The sequence below is a fragment of the Candidatus Nitrosopumilus sp. genome (assembly GCF_040878665.1).
Classification (GTDB): domain Archaea; phylum Thermoproteota; class Nitrososphaeria; order Nitrososphaerales; family Nitrosopumilaceae; genus Nitrosopumilus.
In genome coordinates this window covers 33,789-49,196 of record NZ_JBBDLU010000009.1, presented here as the reverse complement: position 1 = coordinate 49,196, position 15,408 = coordinate 33,789, and the positions used below count along the sequence as shown (strand labels likewise).

18 protein-coding genes and 1 tRNA gene are annotated in these 15,408 nt (G+C 33.6%); 10 read left to right on the top strand and 9 right to left on the bottom strand.

Annotation, left to right across the window (positions count from 1 at the left end):
• Positions 1-61: 61 nt before the first annotated feature.
• The 4 genes from WDZ98_RS09865 to WDZ98_RS09850 form a co-directional block, all read right to left on the bottom strand.
• A complete protein-coding gene (locus WDZ98_RS09865) occupies positions 62-694 on the bottom strand; it encodes a hypothetical protein (RefSeq protein ID WP_368057862.1) in 633 nt (210 codons plus the stop codon).
• Between the two features lie 141 nt (positions 695-835).
• Complete coding sequence (locus WDZ98_RS09860) at positions 836-1,474, bottom strand: hypothetical protein (protein WP_368057864.1); 639 nt, start codon at positions 1,472-1,474, stop codon at positions 836-838.
• 95 nt (positions 1,475-1,569) lie between these two features.
• Positions 1,570-3,141 (bottom strand): vWA domain-containing protein, encoded by a 1,572-nt coding sequence (locus WDZ98_RS09855; protein WP_368057866.1) that lies wholly within the window; start codon positions 3,139-3,141, stop codon positions 1,570-1,572.
• A 10-nt stretch (positions 3,142-3,151) separates the two neighbouring features.
• Complete coding sequence (locus tag WDZ98_RS09850) at positions 3,152-4,171, bottom strand: AAA family ATPase (RefSeq protein WP_368057868.1); 1,020 nt, start codon at positions 4,169-4,171, stop codon at positions 3,152-3,154.
• Positions 4,172-4,269: 98 nt separating this feature from the next.
• Here WDZ98_RS09850 and WDZ98_RS09845 point away from each other — a divergent pair, with 98 nt between their 5' ends.
• The 7 genes from WDZ98_RS09845 (at position 4,270) to WDZ98_RS09815 (ending at position 11,093) form a co-directional block, all read left to right on the top strand.
• Complete coding sequence (locus tag WDZ98_RS09845; RefSeq protein ID WP_368057870.1) at positions 4,270-4,782, top strand: hypothetical protein; 513 nt, start codon at positions 4,270-4,272, stop codon at positions 4,780-4,782.
• A 58-nt stretch (positions 4,783-4,840) separates the two neighbouring features.
• A complete protein-coding gene (locus WDZ98_RS09840; protein WP_368060986.1) occupies positions 4,841-5,326 on the top strand; it encodes a hypothetical protein in 486 nt (161 codons plus the stop codon).
• The gene (locus tag WDZ98_RS09835; protein WP_368057874.1) at positions 5,323-7,941 is read left to right on the top strand and encodes a LamG-like jellyroll fold domain-containing protein; all 2,619 of its coding nucleotides are present in this window, start codon (positions 5,323-5,325) and stop codon (positions 7,939-7,941) included. The genes WDZ98_RS09840 and WDZ98_RS09835 overlap by 4 nt, the downstream gene beginning before the upstream one ends.
• A 143-nt stretch (positions 7,942-8,084) precedes the next feature.
• Positions 8,085-8,612, top strand: a complete 528-nt coding sequence (locus WDZ98_RS09830) for a hypothetical protein (protein ID WP_368057876.1) — start codon at positions 8,085-8,087, stop codon at positions 8,610-8,612.
• Positions 8,609-9,295, top strand: coding sequence for a hypothetical protein (locus tag WDZ98_RS09825; protein ID WP_368057878.1), 687 nt, complete (start codon positions 8,609-8,611; stop codon positions 9,293-9,295). Before WDZ98_RS09830 ends, WDZ98_RS09825 begins: the two co-directional genes overlap by 4 nt.
• 129 nt (positions 9,296-9,424) lie before the next feature.
• On the top strand, positions 9,425-10,129 hold the full coding sequence (locus WDZ98_RS09820; protein WP_368060984.1) for a TrmB family transcriptional regulator: 705 nt from the start codon (positions 9,425-9,427) through the stop codon (positions 10,127-10,129).
• A 226-nt stretch (positions 10,130-10,355) separates the two neighbouring features.
• Entirely contained in the window at positions 10,356-11,093 is a 738-nt protein-coding gene (locus tag WDZ98_RS09815) for an RAD55 family ATPase (protein WP_368057882.1), read from the top strand.
• On the opposite strand, the gene WDZ98_RS09810 is transcribed toward WDZ98_RS09815, so the two are convergent.
• The gene (locus WDZ98_RS09810; RefSeq protein WP_368057884.1) at positions 11,094-12,317 is read right to left on the bottom strand and encodes a TIGR00300 family protein; all 1,224 of its coding nucleotides are present in this window, start codon (positions 12,315-12,317) and stop codon (positions 11,094-11,096) included. It lies immediately after the preceding gene.
• A 50-nt stretch (positions 12,318-12,367) separates the two neighbouring features.
• Complete coding sequence (locus tag WDZ98_RS09805) at positions 12,368-12,715, bottom strand: hypothetical protein (RefSeq protein WP_368057886.1); 348 nt, start codon at positions 12,713-12,715, stop codon at positions 12,368-12,370.
• Between the two features lie 77 nt (positions 12,716-12,792).
• Here WDZ98_RS09805 and WDZ98_RS09800 point away from each other — a divergent pair, with 77 nt between their 5' ends.
• Positions 12,793-13,089: a hypothetical protein gene (locus WDZ98_RS09800; protein WP_368057888.1), complete on the top strand. Its 297-nt coding sequence runs from the start codon at positions 12,793-12,795 to the stop codon at positions 13,087-13,089.
• Here WDZ98_RS09800 and WDZ98_RS09795 read toward each other — a convergent pair.
• Positions 13,086-13,310 (bottom strand): hydrolase, encoded by a 225-nt coding sequence (locus WDZ98_RS09795; protein ID WP_368057890.1) that lies wholly within the window; start codon positions 13,308-13,310, stop codon positions 13,086-13,088. The genes WDZ98_RS09800 and WDZ98_RS09795 overlap by 4 nt on opposite strands.
• Positions 13,311-13,313: 3 nt before the next feature.
• Positions 13,314-13,844 carry an HD family hydrolase gene (locus WDZ98_RS09790; RefSeq protein WP_368057892.1) on the bottom strand — a complete coding sequence of 177 codons (531 nt, stop codon included), beginning with the start codon at positions 13,842-13,844 and terminating at the stop codon, positions 13,314-13,316.
• 79 nt (positions 13,845-13,923) lie between these two features.
• On the opposite strand from WDZ98_RS09790, the gene WDZ98_RS09785 reads away from it, so the two are divergent.
• Complete coding sequence (locus tag WDZ98_RS09785; RefSeq protein WP_368057894.1) at positions 13,924-14,460, top strand: cob(I)yrinic acid a,c-diamide adenosyltransferase; 537 nt, start codon at positions 13,924-13,926, stop codon at positions 14,458-14,460.
• 43 nt (positions 14,461-14,503) lie between these two features.
• Positions 14,504-14,580, top strand: a tRNA-Phe gene (locus WDZ98_RS09780).
• A gap of 234 nt (positions 14,581-14,814) precedes the next feature.
• Here the strand turns inward: WDZ98_RS09780 and WDZ98_RS09775 are convergent.
• Positions 14,815-15,105, bottom strand: a complete 291-nt coding sequence (locus tag WDZ98_RS09775) for a hypothetical protein (RefSeq protein WP_368057896.1) — start codon at positions 15,103-15,105, stop codon at positions 14,815-14,817.
• Between the last annotated feature and the right edge of the window lie 303 nt (positions 15,106-15,408).

The following is a 15,408-nucleotide window of genomic DNA, read 5'->3' as shown; positions in this document are numbered from 1 at the left end:
TTAGGGATTTTAAAAATAATGAAAAATATTTTTTGGATAAGATAAAAAAATCCCTCTTATCCTAAGGGGATACGCCTGCTACGGTAATGCTTGATGGACCGCCAGCTTTGCCAGCAAATATGCTGACAGTTGTTGAAATACCAGAGTCAAGTGATGTGATTGTGCCATTAACTAATTTGAAGTAGATCATGACTGATTGACCTGGATTAAGAGATACTGGACCTGATGCTGCATTAGCACACAAAGCCGCTTCTCCACCTGCACCGTCAAGATCTGATTGTAGTGTTTCTGTGCCACAATCGCTATCTGGGTCATCTTGCACTAAACTGCCAGTTACTCCAGACCATCCTGTATGGTTAAGAGCAAGTTGGAAAAGATTTGATGTTACAGATGTATCTGGATACCACAATGAAAATGGAATATCTGCACCTCTAATCTGTATCTTGTCTACTGATACAACTTTGTCTCCTGTATTTCTAATTCCTGCTGCGCCCCAAGCTAAACCATCAGGTGCTTCAGTATGTACCCAAAGCTTAGTTCCTGCGATTTGAATGTTTTCTGTCTGTGTACCGCCTTGGAACAGACTAGTACCATACAAAACAACACCTGAACCAAGTACAACTGATGACACCAAGATGATGACAGTTGTAAGTACTGTACTTATTGCACGTTTTTTGCTTAGTTTGGTTTTCATTTTATTATTAGCACTTTTGGTTAATAGAATATCTAGTCGCGTATGTAATTTTTTTGAATTACAAATCAGTTAATTTCACTCCCTTGTGCCTGAATTGAACATTTAATTGAATTATTATGAAAAAATAATGTCGATTTGATGCTATTTGGCGCCAATTGTGATAGTTTGTGGACCGCCAGCTTTGCCAGCAAATATGCTGACAGTTGTTGAAATACCAGAGTCAAGTGATGTAATTGTACCATTAGCTAGTTTGAAGTAGATAATGGCTGATTGACCTGGGTTTAATGCTACTGGACCAGATGCGGAATTGGCACAAATAGGTAATTCGCCACCTGCTCCATCTGAATCTGATTGTATTGAGTTGTTTGGTGTGAATGTAACATCATTGCAGATTTCATCGGGGTCATCTTCTAATAACATGCCACTGACACCAACCCATCCTGTATGGTTCAACTCTAGCTGATACAAATTAGGCGTTATTGCAGTATCTGGGTACCATTGAGTAAATGGAATTTCTTGACCTCTTACCTTGATTTGATCTACTGATACAACTTTGTCTCCAGAATTTCTAATTGCAGATGCTCCCCATGTCAACCCATCTGGTGATGTGGAATGCACCCAAAGTTTTGTTTGATCAATTGAAATTGATTCTGTTTGCGTACCACTTTGGAAAAGACTGGTACCATACAAAATTACGCCTGCACCTAGTACAACTGATGACACCAAGATGATGACAGTTGTAAGTACTGTACTAATTGCACGTTTTTTGGATTGTTTCAATAACAAATTAAGATGTTAATAATCGTTATAAAAATCAGAACCAAACTTCCCAATTATGGATATTTTTTTCAGTTGTCATATTTACAAAAGTCACATTACATGTCATCTCCTGCAAGCAATGTATATGCATTAAGAAATTTAGCTACTGTTTTTCTCAATCCTTCATAAGGCATACACATTGAAAAAATCTTTGTAACTCCTGCAGGCATCCCAATTGCAACAACACTGATTCCTTTTTTTCTTGCTGCTTCTATTGCTTCTTCCATCTTTTTATCTGCTTGATAAGTCCCTAAGGCTTGTCCGTCTGTAATCAAAAAAATATATCTTCGTTCTATATTCTCTCTTTCCAAAATTCTAGAACATAATTTTACTGCATCTGCGATAAATGATAATCCCTTTATCTCAATTCCACCAATTCTTGATTTTGAGTTTTGATCATAATTTTCATAATGATCTTTTACTATGGTAAAATTATTGTTAAATGTGAAAAATCCCCATTTCCCATTTTTAGAATTTACTTCATTTGCAGCCTCACCTAGGCAAATAGCAAATTTCTTCATCTCATCAAATTTCAATCTCATACTACTGCTTGTATCAACCACAATTGCCCATTCTTCTTCTATTCGCCTGTAATCGTCTTGCTCAAAGATCTGAATACTGTTATTTTGTGCTGCCACTGCTTGAATGGCAGCTTGCATCTGTAACAATCCCATGTCTTCAGGCATCCCCTCATCCATTACATTTGGAGTCATCTTCATCTGTGATGACATTTTTTTCAAAAACAAGTGTGTTGCATTTCTCAGTCTTAGATATTCTCCAATGTTTTCGGGTGCAAAGTCAATCTTATCAAATTCTAAATCATCTGTAATTCCACCGTATTTTTTCCTAACTTTTGCTCTACGTTTTAACTGTTCAAACCATACTTCTCCGAATCTTTCAACTAAATTAAAAAACACACCATCTGTATTGATTATGATATTTTCATTCCATTTTTCTATTCTTTTTGGATGTGAATAATGATCTGCAAAAGGCAATTGATAATCAGATAAAATGTTTGATGATTCGTATATGGTATCTGCTATTTCTATGAATTTTTCTTTGTCTTTAGGATCTATGTCTAGAATTTTTTTCTTTAAAATTTCTCTCTGAGTTTTGATTTTTGTAAGAAATGTGTTTGAAAATATTTTTTTTGATGATGTGGTGATGTCTTCTAATGTCTTTTTTTCGTAGATAATTTTGAAATACTCTTCAATTTTTTGAATTTCAGAATAATACTCTGGAAATTCTTTTTCTAATAATTCGTTTACTCTAATGTCTTCTATAAATTCAAATGTCTCATATGCACGTTTTTTGTTTTTACCTTTCATCCATTGCTTGTAGTTTGAAAAATTAGTTATTTTTGCATGGCCTGCAGCATGGCAAACTGATGCAAAAAATAACGAAAATATGGTATGTTGTGATTTTTCTAGACTTGAAAATATACAACCTTGAATTGTTTCTAATCCTTGTATTTGTCTTGGCATGGGAAAATACACTGTCATTCTTGGCTCATAGTTAATTTTTGGAAAATACTGTTGCTCTAAAAAGAACATGTCAATATTCATAGGTTCTTTTCCACAAATGTCAAAAAACAGCTGGTGTGCTATGTCTTGAACTGTATCTTTCAATTATGTACACCTATTGCTTTCTTGCTGCAGCCTGGCTTTCTAGCACTTTTTTGACAATATGTCTTACTTCGTCTTGAACTTCTGGATCATCACTGGTCATTGGAACTAGTGTCTCATCTCCTCCTTCTATAACGGATGCACCATCTGAACAAATTTTTGCCCAATTAACTAAATCTCCAACTGATGGACCATAAGGTAAATCTCCCATTTTATATTCTTGTCTGAGTTTGGCTCCTATCTTTACAATGCTTTCTGCATCAATTAATGGGATTCCACCTCGCTCTGAGACCATCTTGATTTCTTTTTCATCAATGTTGTCCCCGATACTCATATAGTCAAAATTCAACCACACACTCATTCTTCTCCTCATAGCAGCGTTGATTGGTTTTGTACCTGCAAATTCTGAAGATACTGGGTTCATACTGATTATCATGTATGCATGTTTGTGTCTGTGAATAATCTCACTGTCTTTTTCTGTTAATACCATATGACCTCTTTGGTCTAACAACGGATTGAGTTTAGTTGCAACGTCTTGCTTCATCATGTTTGCTTCATCAAGATATAATATTCCGCCTTTTCTACACCATCCTGTAATTAACCCATCAATCCAGTTTTCCTTTCCCAACCCTACATATCTTCCAAACAAATCAAAAACAGATGTTGCAAGACCACAGTTAATTTCCCACATTGGTAATCCTGCCAATTCTGCAACAAGATATACAATGTGTGTCTTTCCTGTTCCACTCGGACCAATCAATGCACATTGTTTGAAAAATTTCAAAGCTCTGCCAATTCTTTCTACATAATGCTCGCCATTATCCAAGTATGGTGGTGTATCTTTTGGAATCATTTCATCCATCTCTTCAGGAAATGTCATGTCTGATGAATCCATGTATTTTTTAAAATCATACATCTTTGATAGTGCGTGTGTGTCTTTTTTGATCTTGGAAATGGATACTGAAAGATTCACTTTATCTGAATTAATTCTAGATCGATTTGTTGATGAAATTAGCTTGTTTTTCTGTTCCAACGGCGCTTGTTTTATACCTGGATATACTTAATGCTGTTATGTGTGTGTGGATATTACATACACATTGTAATAATGAATTTTCTGTAAATTCATTCACAATGAATGCACAAATCGAGCTTACTTCCATTGCCATGAGTAAAAACGATCCTACAATCACTAAATTGGATAAATATGATATTGAAGCAAACATCGAAGAGGTGGATAATGGGGAAAATCTATCTGTATTCAAATATGGATTTACCGCACTATCTAATCCAAAAAATGTGCGACTTGCAATAGAAGGAATCGCTCGAATTTCTGGTGATTCTGAAGAAAGAAATGAAATTTTAGAAAAAGATGAAAATGATGTCCCAAAAATTTTAACTATGATTTACCATGAACTTTTTCCTACATTCTTTTTACTGTCAAAAAATCTGAATGTTTCTTGTCCTCCACATGTAATTGGTTCTATGGGAAATCTTGATATTTCAAATACAGATGTTTTTCAGAATTCTCAAAGCCAAACAATAGTTGATGCAGTTTTAGATTCCGATTCAAAACAATCTGATACTGTGACAAATTCTGATGTCTCTGATGTAGAAAATAATGATGTTATACAGCCTACGGTGTAAGTATAGTATCTTACATACTAGTAATAATAGGATAACTTTCAGATGAGTTCAATGCTGATTGATGGTAATTAACATGTTTATACTAAATCAAAAACATTATCGCAGAGGACTTGCAACTGTTGTAACTAGTGCCATTCTTTTATCTGCAACAAGTATTATGGGTGTGATGTTGTTGGGATGGTCTCAAACAAGTTTTTCTGCACAACAACAGGAAATGGAAGATACATACAATACACAGATAAACAAAATAAATGAGGATCTAGTTTTTGATAATGTTTGGTTCTCTGCAACCTGTCCTGGAAATTGTGTTAACATTACAATGTCCAATGTTGGAATACTGGGATTAAATGTGACTCAAATGAGATTTGATGATGGGGCAACTCTAGAAACTTTAGTTAATTTTTACTATACTGATGCAGGAATTGTTCCTTCTGAAACATTTTCAACAAATGCAACATATGCATGGACTACTGGTCAAGACATAGATATCATCGTATTTACCGATAGAGGGAATCAATTTAGAACTCAGGAGATAGTCCCATGAGAAAGCATAGAGGATTAAGTGCTGTTGTAGGAACTGTCTTTCTTGCAGCTATAATGGTTGGTGCTCTTACCTATGTCTCTTATAGTATGGATTTGATGGGACAAATGTCTGAAATGCTAATTGTTTCAGAAACTATGCAACGAGACCAAATGAATGAAGCATTTGAAATACAATCTGTGGAACGAGATATTGCTGGAAAATTAGATGGTGTTATATCAAATTCTGGCGAGATTCCATTGGAAATTAAATCCATCTATATTGAAGAAGATGGAGTTCTCGAAACTAGTAAGAAATTTGATGTTAATACCACAATATCTCCTGGAGATCAAGCTGATTTAGGAAGTTTGGTAGATTTTGATCTGGATGAAACCAAGGGTTATGAATTTAAAGTGGTTTCAACTAGAGGCATGGTAAAAACATTTTACATCAACTCGATAGGATCTCAAAGCCTATATCTTAACATGAAAGCCATTCCTGAAACTGTTTCAACAGATTTTGTTACCACTTTATTATTGATAGTAACAAATAATTCCACAAATAACGCCCCAATTTTAAATTTAACTCCTGAAGAACCTACTGTTGATCTTTCTGATTGCAGTGTAACTGGATGTACGTCAGTTAAAGTTCGTGGACCTACGCCAACATCATATCCTAATTTGAAGCCTGGAGAAACAGCTACCTTTTCATGGGATTATACTGTTTCTGGGAATGATGGTGATGTGATTGTTTTTGAATCATCTTTACTTGGCGGTCTTGATTCAAATACTGCATCATCTGCTGTAACTATTAAAGAAGTTGTATCAGCTTTATCATCTGGCACATCTTTATCCTCATTGGGTTTGGAAGAACTGGTTGAGTCTGATGATCTTCTTATATTTCATTCTGAAACCGTCGATGTCCCATCTCCTGGGTATCAATTATCTCCGACCTCTGCTGAAAGAACTGGAATAACATTAAAACTATCTGAGACTGTTCCTAGATTTTTTACAAATAATTCCACATCTGCAATAGATATTCCAGATGGTCAATGGACTATTTATTCAAAAATAATGCATGAAAATTTGCCTGATTCTCTTATGTATAATGATGACAATGACGACAGATCAGTAGACATGATATTTCATTTTACAACTAGCGATAATGTACAAAATGATTCTACTGGAAACACAAATGGATTTGATAAAGATGGCACTAATCCAACGTTTCATTCCTCAGGGAGTCATGATGGGAGCTCATATTTTTCTTTTGATGGTAATGATCGTTTTACAAGTATTTTTGATTTGGATAATGATTCATGTCCTGGACCTGATAGTGACTGTGAAGATTATGCCGATATAGAAGGTGCAGATGACAGTACATCTTTGTGGTTTCGAGTACCTATACCATACGATAGTAATTCAAGAAATGTGTTGATTAGTTGGAATGATAATGATTATGATTATCATGATGCTGAATTTTATCAGATTCAAATGGGTGATGGTAGCACATCTGGCAATCGTGGTAAAATTATATTCTCTTATGATGGCAGCGGTAATGGAGATCCAAGTGGCCCTACTAGTGATAATGCTGCAGTTTGTCCTAGTAATTCTAGATTAGATGATGGTGAATGGCATCATGTTGTAGCTGTAAGGGATGGATCTGATGATTGTAAGTTGTATATTGATGGTGTATTACAATCAACTGAAATAGAGGCTAGTGGAAATTTAAATGTAGATTTGGATGGGGTTAATACGGAAATTAATATCGGTTTTAATGGCTCGGGAGAATATTTTGAAGGAGATCTTGATGACATCATGCATTGGAATGATCATGCATTATCCCAACCACAAGTAACTGATTTATACAATGCAAATTTTGGTGATGATGCAAGCGTCATTGATATATTCATTTACGAAACTGATGTAGACGGTAATTACGTTGAACCAGCTATAATAAGCATGACTGACGTTTCAATACCATTCCAAGATTCTTTTAATCTTTTAGAATCTGATGATTATGATACTGATTCATTATATCTTAATTATGTTTTTTCAGATACTACAATTGTCCCTATAATTATTGATGCCCAAAATCTACTCCATGTAACCTTGGTATACAAGAATGGATTAGACACACTTGTCAGAATCGACGATGAAACAATGTCTAACCCAAAATCAACTTACCTTCAATTCCCTATACCCAGTGAACAATTTCAGGCTTTTTTCACTTATGATAACGATGAGATTTTGAAAATAATTGCTCAAAATACAGGGGATGTTGGTGCTTGGTTTACATATCAAGGAACTAGAGCCATATTTGAAAATTTGAGTGTTGGTCCTTCATACGCTGGAATTGTTTGCTCTGCTAACTCCACTGATATTGGAGATGAATGTGATACTGGAGGTGGCAATACTTGGAGGATAGATGAGGATAGAGACAGTATATTCGTAGATAAAGGTGAGGTAATGAATTTATATTTTTTTGAAATTCAAGACAGACCCGACAGAAATTTCAGTGGAGGTAACAAAATAGTTGCTGGGGACTACCACATGTATGTATTCATAAGCGGATATGATGAAACAGGACAGTCCTTCCTTAGGAAAATTGATATTGGTAAAATTACAGTAACTGACTAATCAGTATTTTATCATAAATTCTAAATATTCTCGTTTCAAAATAGGCTTCATCTTATTGTAATGATATAACATGCATGCACTTATCTTCTGTAATATTAAAATACATACAACTTTTAATGTGATCTCTAAGTGTTCGATAATCATTGCAATCCTCAGAATCTGCAGATAATCATGCATCTACAGTAGAACCATCTAGAGAAAATCTATCTTTAGACCCTTCAGATATTAATGCAAAAACACTCACACAGTTAAACACCCTGATGGAGGAATCATTACAAATCTATGAGTTAGAGGATCAAAAAACAAACGTTATTGATGATCTGCATAATGCTTTACAAGTAATTACTCAATTTTTAGGATTTTCAACTAATGTTCATCCAACAATATTCAATCTTCCACCAGATGCTACTATCACCATGTTGCCAAATTTAAAATTAATAATCAAATTGATAAATGGTAAAACTGAAACAAAGAAATTCACGGATTATCCTCCAGAAGTTATTACACAAATTGTTGAATATGTCACTCCACAACTATTAGAATTAATTAAAACTCAAAAAGCATATCTTACTGAGAAAATTACATTCTTGCGAACAGCAACCAAACAACTTAGTACATTAAGCCAACTAAAAGAAAACTTACCATCACTAGTGCCAATTGATGAATCTTGATAAGTCTAATTAAAAAATATAATTCAGTCAATTCTCTGAAAACTAGTTTAGAAAGAGAGATTGAAGATACTGAGACAATTATTCAAGATTACTCTAATCTTTTAGGTGAGAAAATCAGGACAAATGAAGAATTTTCTGCAGATGATCCTGATTTTTTGGCATTAAAAGCCAAATTAGATGGCTCACAATCCGGAAAGAAATCTTTAGAAACAATACATGGTGATAAAAAATCAACTGAAACAACACTTGATGACGAAGAAGCTGAAACAACTCCAGACAATGAGGAATCAAAGATTAAAAAAATAAAGGAAAAATCTCAAGACATAAAGAAAAAAGCAGAGAGAAAAAGAAAAGGTAAAGGTGTCAGTGACAAATGGTATGATCTGAATGAGATTCATATTTACAATGGAATTGGCTTGAAAGGAGAATTAGAGCTGTATTTTAAAGCAATAGATGAGTTAAAAACCAATTTGGAAAATCTTCAGAGATGTCTTGCTACATTGAAAACTGTGATCGAAAAAGGTCTTAAAGAAGACATGGTGTGTATTGTTTTTAGAGGATCTGACGGCGTTCTGGAAATTGCATTTTTAAAATCATCTGGAATGAGGCAAAATTTTTCATTAAAATCGATCTATACTGGACCTGCAATACATGTTGAAAACATGATAAAAATTGGAGTTTAATGAATAATTATGCCTGAACAAATATTGAGTTTTACTCAAAAAACTGACAAAAACGATCAAGCCGATCTAACAAATTTAGCTATACATGAATTTAGACTAGTATATTCTAACGGAGGATCCTGAAAAAACATGGCAAAAGAAACAACACAAACTTCAATATTTGACTCTACACCAGACTCACAAATGTATGAGTACAAACTATCTGTTGAAAAAGTTCAAACAGAATTATTACAATATGGATTAACATCTAATCAAAGTAAGGTATTCATTTATCTTGGAAAATATGGTGCAAAGACTGCTCCTGAAGTATGTAGGGCACTAAAACTACCCAGAACTGAAACATATCATTTACTGTCTGCATTACAAAACAAAGGAATTGTTTCAGCGACTTTTCAGCATCCTATTCAATTTACAGCGTTACCTCTAGACAAGGCAATATGGATTCTGGTAAATTCTGAAAAAGAACGAGTAAAAACATTAGAACAAATGGAAGAAGGTCTGTCAAAATTATGGCAAGATATTCCAGCTTTTGATTCCATACATGATGAGGTTGATGAAAAATTCCAAATGTTACAAGGCTCCAATCAAATTCATTCAAAGATTACCGAGATGACTGATAGTTATAATGACGAATTTTTAATTCTTGGCTCTGAGAAAGATTATCTTAAATTATATCATGGTGATTTCCTAGAATCTTTTGTAAAATCAAAACAACAATTTAGATTACTTAGTGCATGTTCAGAAAAAACAGCGTATATCTTTGATGATTTGGAAAGAAAGAACATCAAAAAACTTAGTGCTGATATTGAAAATCACCTATATGCTTTATCATAAAAGATAATGGTGAAATGTTGTTTTTTACCAAAAATGCAAACTCTAGTGAAGAGTTATTTGCAATGTGGACTAATTCAAAATCCATGGTCTATTCAATGAAATTACTCTTTGAATCATTGTGGACAAATTCAAAGAACATCCACCTATAATTTTATCCACAATCTTTTGTTAGAATCAAACTAGTCTCCGTCTTTATATAGAAAATTATGCTAGTGTTTCCATAGATATGGATTCAACATATTCTAAAGTAAAGACAGGAATTCCCGGATTGGATTCTGTGATTTCAGGAGGTATGAAATCTGGTAGGGCAGTAACAGTTTCAGGTCCTCCAGGTAGCGGCAAGACCACATTTGGGTTACAATATCTCTATTCTGGCGCAACTGACTTTGATGAACCTGGAGTTTACATTACAATGGCTCAAAATATTGAAGAAGTAAAAAATGACTGCAAATCTTATGGATGGGATTTTGATAATTTAATTTCACAAGATAAAATTTTAATGATTGATGCAAGACCATTTAAAATTCATGATGATACTATCGGAAAAGACGATTCTCTGTATCGTGGAGAACAATTGCCTTTTGAGCACTTGACAAAATTACTTCTTAGTAGCATAAAACGAATTGAAGCCAAGAGAATAGTTATTGATTCGATAACAATTTTGGCCATGCAGTATCATGATAAATTTTACATGAGACAGGGATTGCAAGGAATGCTTCAGGCCTTGGAAAATTTTGGAGTAACCAGTTTACTTCTTTCTGAATATTCTGAAAATGATGAAATTCCTCTAGAATGGTTTGTAACATCAGGGATCATCCAACTCAGACATACAAGAGTTGAGGATACCATGGAGCGAACAATTCAGATTCTGAAAATGCGTGGAATTAAACATAGCGAACAAATTCACCCGATTAATCTTGATTCAGATGGATTGCATCTGTTACATCCTAGATTGATGCCTTGATCATTTCTTTTTTCTAATTTGCTGTACAACCATTGGTAAAAATGCACCTACATCAGATACAATTCCTAACGCTTGCCATGTTCCTCTGTCCATTAGTTTGGTAACTGTTGGTTGATTGATATCTACAACGATTACTTTGACATTTGCTGGAAGCATATTGCCTGTTGCAATTGAATGCAACATTGTTGAAATCATGATTACCATGCTTGCATCTTTTAGAATTTTTTTGTATTCACGTTGGGCTTGCGCAACATCTGTAATGACATCTGGTAATGGCCCATCATCTCGAATTGAGCCAGCTAAAACAAATGGAATATTTCGTTTTATGCATTCATACATTATTCCCTTTGTTAGTTTTTTGGTTTTTACCATATTTGCAATTGATCCTGCTTTGAATACGGCGTTGATTGTATCCATATGATTTCGATGTCCATGATATGCCAATGTTGCATCATGAACATTCATTCCAAGAGATGTACCCAACGTCGCATATTCTATATCGTGAACTGCAAGTGCATTTCCTGCTAAAACCCCATCAATATACCCAGATCTGATTAATTCTGATACTGCATCATCTGCTCCAGTATGCACTATTGCAGGACCTCCAACTATGATTATTTTACCACCTTTCTTTTTGGTGTTGTAAATATCATCTGCGACTTTTTTTGCAATGTGTTGGGTTGGCCTTTCACTAGAGCTTGAACTTCCCATAAATTCAAAAACATTCACTCCTTCTCTTGGGCGTTCTGGTGGTGTGATTTTAACTCCGCTTTCTCCTACAATTATCAAGTCGTCTTTTTTTACATCTCTGACTGGTACACAAAATGCCCTTCCACTTTTCACAACTATACATTTATCCATCATCATATTTTCTACTGAAACCCATTTTCCTTTATGGAACACATGAGTGTGATTGTTTGTTGTGCTGTAAAAATTATCTGGCATTACGCAATTTTTTGGAGATTTTTTTAATGTTATTTCTTTTTGAATTTTAGATACTGCACCTAAACGATAAACTGTTTCTAAAATTTCATCTAGATGTTTTTGATTTTTCCCAGTAATTAATAATCGTGCAAATGACTTGTCTCCTTTTTTCTCACCAATTTTAATTTCTTGAACTTGGAACTCGCCTTGTAAATCCATAATTTTATCAAAGATCTTTGTTAAAATCGAAGAGTCAATCAAATGACCTTCCACTTCTATTTCTTGAGCAAATTTACTCATTTCTTATTCTATATTACATGATAACTAAAGCTTTACGTTTTATTTCAAGGCTATACTGGCAGTATGACTTTACCATCAAATTTTTGGATATTGTCTTTCTCAAATACTTTTTCCAATAATTCTTTTTGTTGTTTTGTTACTCCTTGAACAATTGTTTTTGAAGATCCAGTTTTGTCAACAAGTGCAAGAATATATCCACTATTATCAGTCAACACAAAACCTGCAGATTCATCTACAAATGCATAAAGATTCTCCTCTCCAACTGGCATCCATACATTTGAATTGCCAGTTACTAATGCCAATGCAGGCATTGCTTTACCATTAGTTAAAGTATTAAGATATTCTCTTGCTGACGCAACTCTTTTTTGACCTATCTTTAAAGCCTGAAAATACTGCATGAATTCAAATAATTTCATTCTTATAAAAACAGTAACGCTGGAAAAGATTGTTATAGAATCTAGACTTTAATCAGTTCATGCCTTTAACAAATAATGTTATAATCAAACTAAATGAAATCACAACCATGGTTGAAAACAAATCAAAACTTTCTGAATCTGAAATAGATGAAATTAAAATAATTTTCAAAAACCTTGTTGAAAAAAATGAACGATATGATCTTGATGAAATTGAATTTTGGTTTGAAAATGAAGGTAGTTGGACAACTAAAGAGCCAAAAGTAAGGATTGTAAACCTTGCAAACTATGTTCAAGATAAATATCAACAGACTGCTCATCTGAGAGTTATCTCTGACGATAATTGTGGTAGTAATTAAGTTTCTAATTGTTTTAGTAATCTGGTTGCAATTTTTGCATTCTCTGCTCGTTCATCAAATATCTCTTTAATTCTAACATTATTTTTCTCATCTTTTATAATTAATTGAAAATACTCTTCATCCAGATCATTATTTGCTTGGAATCTCTTGATTATTTCAAATAAAATACCAATCACTTGTTTTTGTGCATCAATCAATTCATCTTTCTCTGTATCTGGCATTATTCATTCTTCCAAAATCTGTCTAAATAATTCTTTTAGTTTTGGATCAGTGATTTCTTTTTTTGCAGATTCAAAAAAAGATTCTATTTCTTTGTAATGCCCTTTTTGTTGATATGATCTTGCTTGTAATGCCATCTCTAGTTTGTCAATTTGGTGAACCATTTTTGATTCTGATGAATTTTTTTCTTGGTATTCTTGCCAAATTTTCAAATACTCTAATTTTATATTTGTGGGAAGTTTTTCCACAATTTCACTAAATGCGATGTTTTCCAACTCTTTCTTTTTTTCATAAGAAATTTTTCCAGGTGTGTAATCTCCAACTTTTGTTTCTGCTAAATCATGCAATAATATCATTTTGAGAATTTTTTCAGTATTGAAATTTCCTAAATCCGATATGACCATGCCCATAACGGCCATAGAATAGGAATGATCTGCAACTGATTCTGGATTATCTATGGATAATTTTTCTACCCACCCTTGTCTTGATACAGTCTTTAGATTGACAGCAGATTTTAAAAAATCAAATATCATCATGTGTTGTTGAATGGCTTTGCCTAATGAATTTTCATGTTACTTGCGAATAACATAATAGTATTTCAGAAATACTATGTTTATGAAAATATATACTAAAACAGGCGATGATGGAAATACAGGGTTACAAGGGAATTTTAGAATATCTAAATCTCATCCAAGAATTATTGCATATGGTACAGTAGATGAAGCAAATGCTGCATTAGGAATTATTTTGACAAATTCACTAGATGAGGATATTGTTCAAATTTTAACAGAAATTCAAAATGAATTGTTTGTTGTAGGTGCAGATCTTTCAAATCCTAATATGAATGACGTAAAAAATAGGATCTCATTAGACATGATTGAAAAATTGGAACGCCATATAGATAAATTTGAATCTGAACTTCCTTCGTTGACTAATTTTATTTTACCTGGAGGAGCACTTCCTGCTGCACAAATACACTTTGTGAGAACCATTGTGAGAAGAGCTGAAACTCAGACAGTACAACTAAGTGAAAAAGATGAGATTAACTCTAATTGTATAAAATATCTTAATCGACTATCTGATTTGTTGTTTGTTATTGGACGTCTAATAAACAAACGAACTAATCATGAAGATATTCCATGGAAGATCTGAAAAGACAAACTTTAATTCCTCAACAGAATTATTTTTTTCAAGTGCCGAGGTAGCTCAGCCTGGGAGAGCACTCGGCTGAAGACCGGGCTGTCGCTTGTTCAAATCATGCCCTCGGCACCATCACATTTCCCAGGATATCATTCTGCCAAAATCTTTGTAAATTCAGATGAAAGTCTCTAGTGAAAATGTTTTGTGTACCTTCAATTACATTGTAGTTATTCTAAAAAACAAATATTGTCATTTTGTAGTCCTTTTCAATAATGACATATGGTTAAGTAGGGATTTCATTTAGTATTCTTGGTTTTCATTTTATCCACCTTTCTTTTAAAAATAAAGAAAAGGTGGAGAACCTTTCTATGCATCAACTAAATTGAAGAAATTTTTACCTGATGCTGATTTTTCAGAGATGCATTTGACTGGACCCAAAGGTATGTGTTTATTGTTTATGTCATCACGAATCTTGTCATTTCTGAATCGATTAACTATTGCAACTCGTGTTGTATGGAATTTATTTATTTTACTCCCATCAACACTAAATTCTTCCCTAGTTGTGACTTTTACTCCTTTTGTAATATTCTCTCCTTGTGTGTAATCTGAATCTTCTATGAATATCACTGTAAATGACTGTTCGCCGATTTTTGCCAATGATGCACTATCTCCAATAATTTGGTAATCTGCTAATGTTGCTATATTCTCTCACCTCCAATAGGCTTTTCATGATTTAATTGATGATAAATGAAGTCATGAGTTATTTGTTGACTTGGATGGCTACTTTGATCGATAAAATTTATTTTAAAAATTTGTAACGAATACCATCTTCTGCATAATCTTTAAAAGCCACCCTACCTCTTGATTTTCGACATTCATGGCTGAAAAAACTGCAAAGAAAACACCTGCAAAGAAAACACCTGCAAAGAAAACACCTGCAAAGAAAACACCTGCAAAGAA

What these genes read in the sequence shown, in the direction of transcription:
- WDZ98_RS09865 (WP_368057862.1), bottom strand. Translation starts at nt 694, where the DNA reads ATGAAAACCAAACTAAGCAAAAAACGTGCAATAAGTACAGTACTTACA.
- WDZ98_RS09845 (WP_368057870.1), top strand. Translation starts at nt 4,270, where the DNA reads ATGAATGCACAAATCGAGCTTACTTCCATTGCCATGAGTAAAAACGAT.
- WDZ98_RS09835 (WP_368057874.1), top strand. Translation starts at nt 5,323, where the DNA reads ATGAGAAAGCATAGAGGATTAAGTGCTGTTGTAGGAACTGTCTTTCTT.
- WDZ98_RS09820 (WP_368060984.1), top strand. Translation starts at nt 9,425, where the DNA reads ATGGCAAAAGAAACAACACAAACTTCAATATTTGACTCTACACCAGAC.
- WDZ98_RS09815 (WP_368057882.1), top strand. Translation starts at nt 10,356, where the DNA reads ATGGATTCAACATATTCTAAAGTAAAGACAGGAATTCCCGGATTGGAT.
- WDZ98_RS09810 (WP_368057884.1), bottom strand. Translation starts at nt 12,317, where the DNA reads ATGAGTAAATTTGCTCAAGAAATAGAAGTGGAAGGTCATTTGATTGAC.
- WDZ98_RS09805 (WP_368057886.1), bottom strand. Translation starts at nt 12,715, where the DNA reads ATGCAGTATTTTCAGGCTTTAAAGATAGGTCAAAAAAGAGTTGCGTCA.
- WDZ98_RS09800 (WP_368057888.1), top strand. Translation starts at nt 12,793, where the DNA reads ATGCCTTTAACAAATAATGTTATAATCAAACTAAATGAAATCACAACC.
- WDZ98_RS09795 (WP_368057890.1), bottom strand. Translation starts at nt 13,310, where the DNA reads ATGCCAGATACAGAGAAAGATGAATTGATTGATGCACAAAAACAAGTG.
- WDZ98_RS09790 (WP_368057892.1), bottom strand. Translation starts at nt 13,844, where the DNA reads ATGATGATATTTGATTTTTTAAAATCTGCTGTCAATCTAAAGACTGTA.
- WDZ98_RS09785 (WP_368057894.1), top strand. Translation starts at nt 13,924, where the DNA reads ATGAAAATATATACTAAAACAGGCGATGATGGAAATACAGGGTTACAA.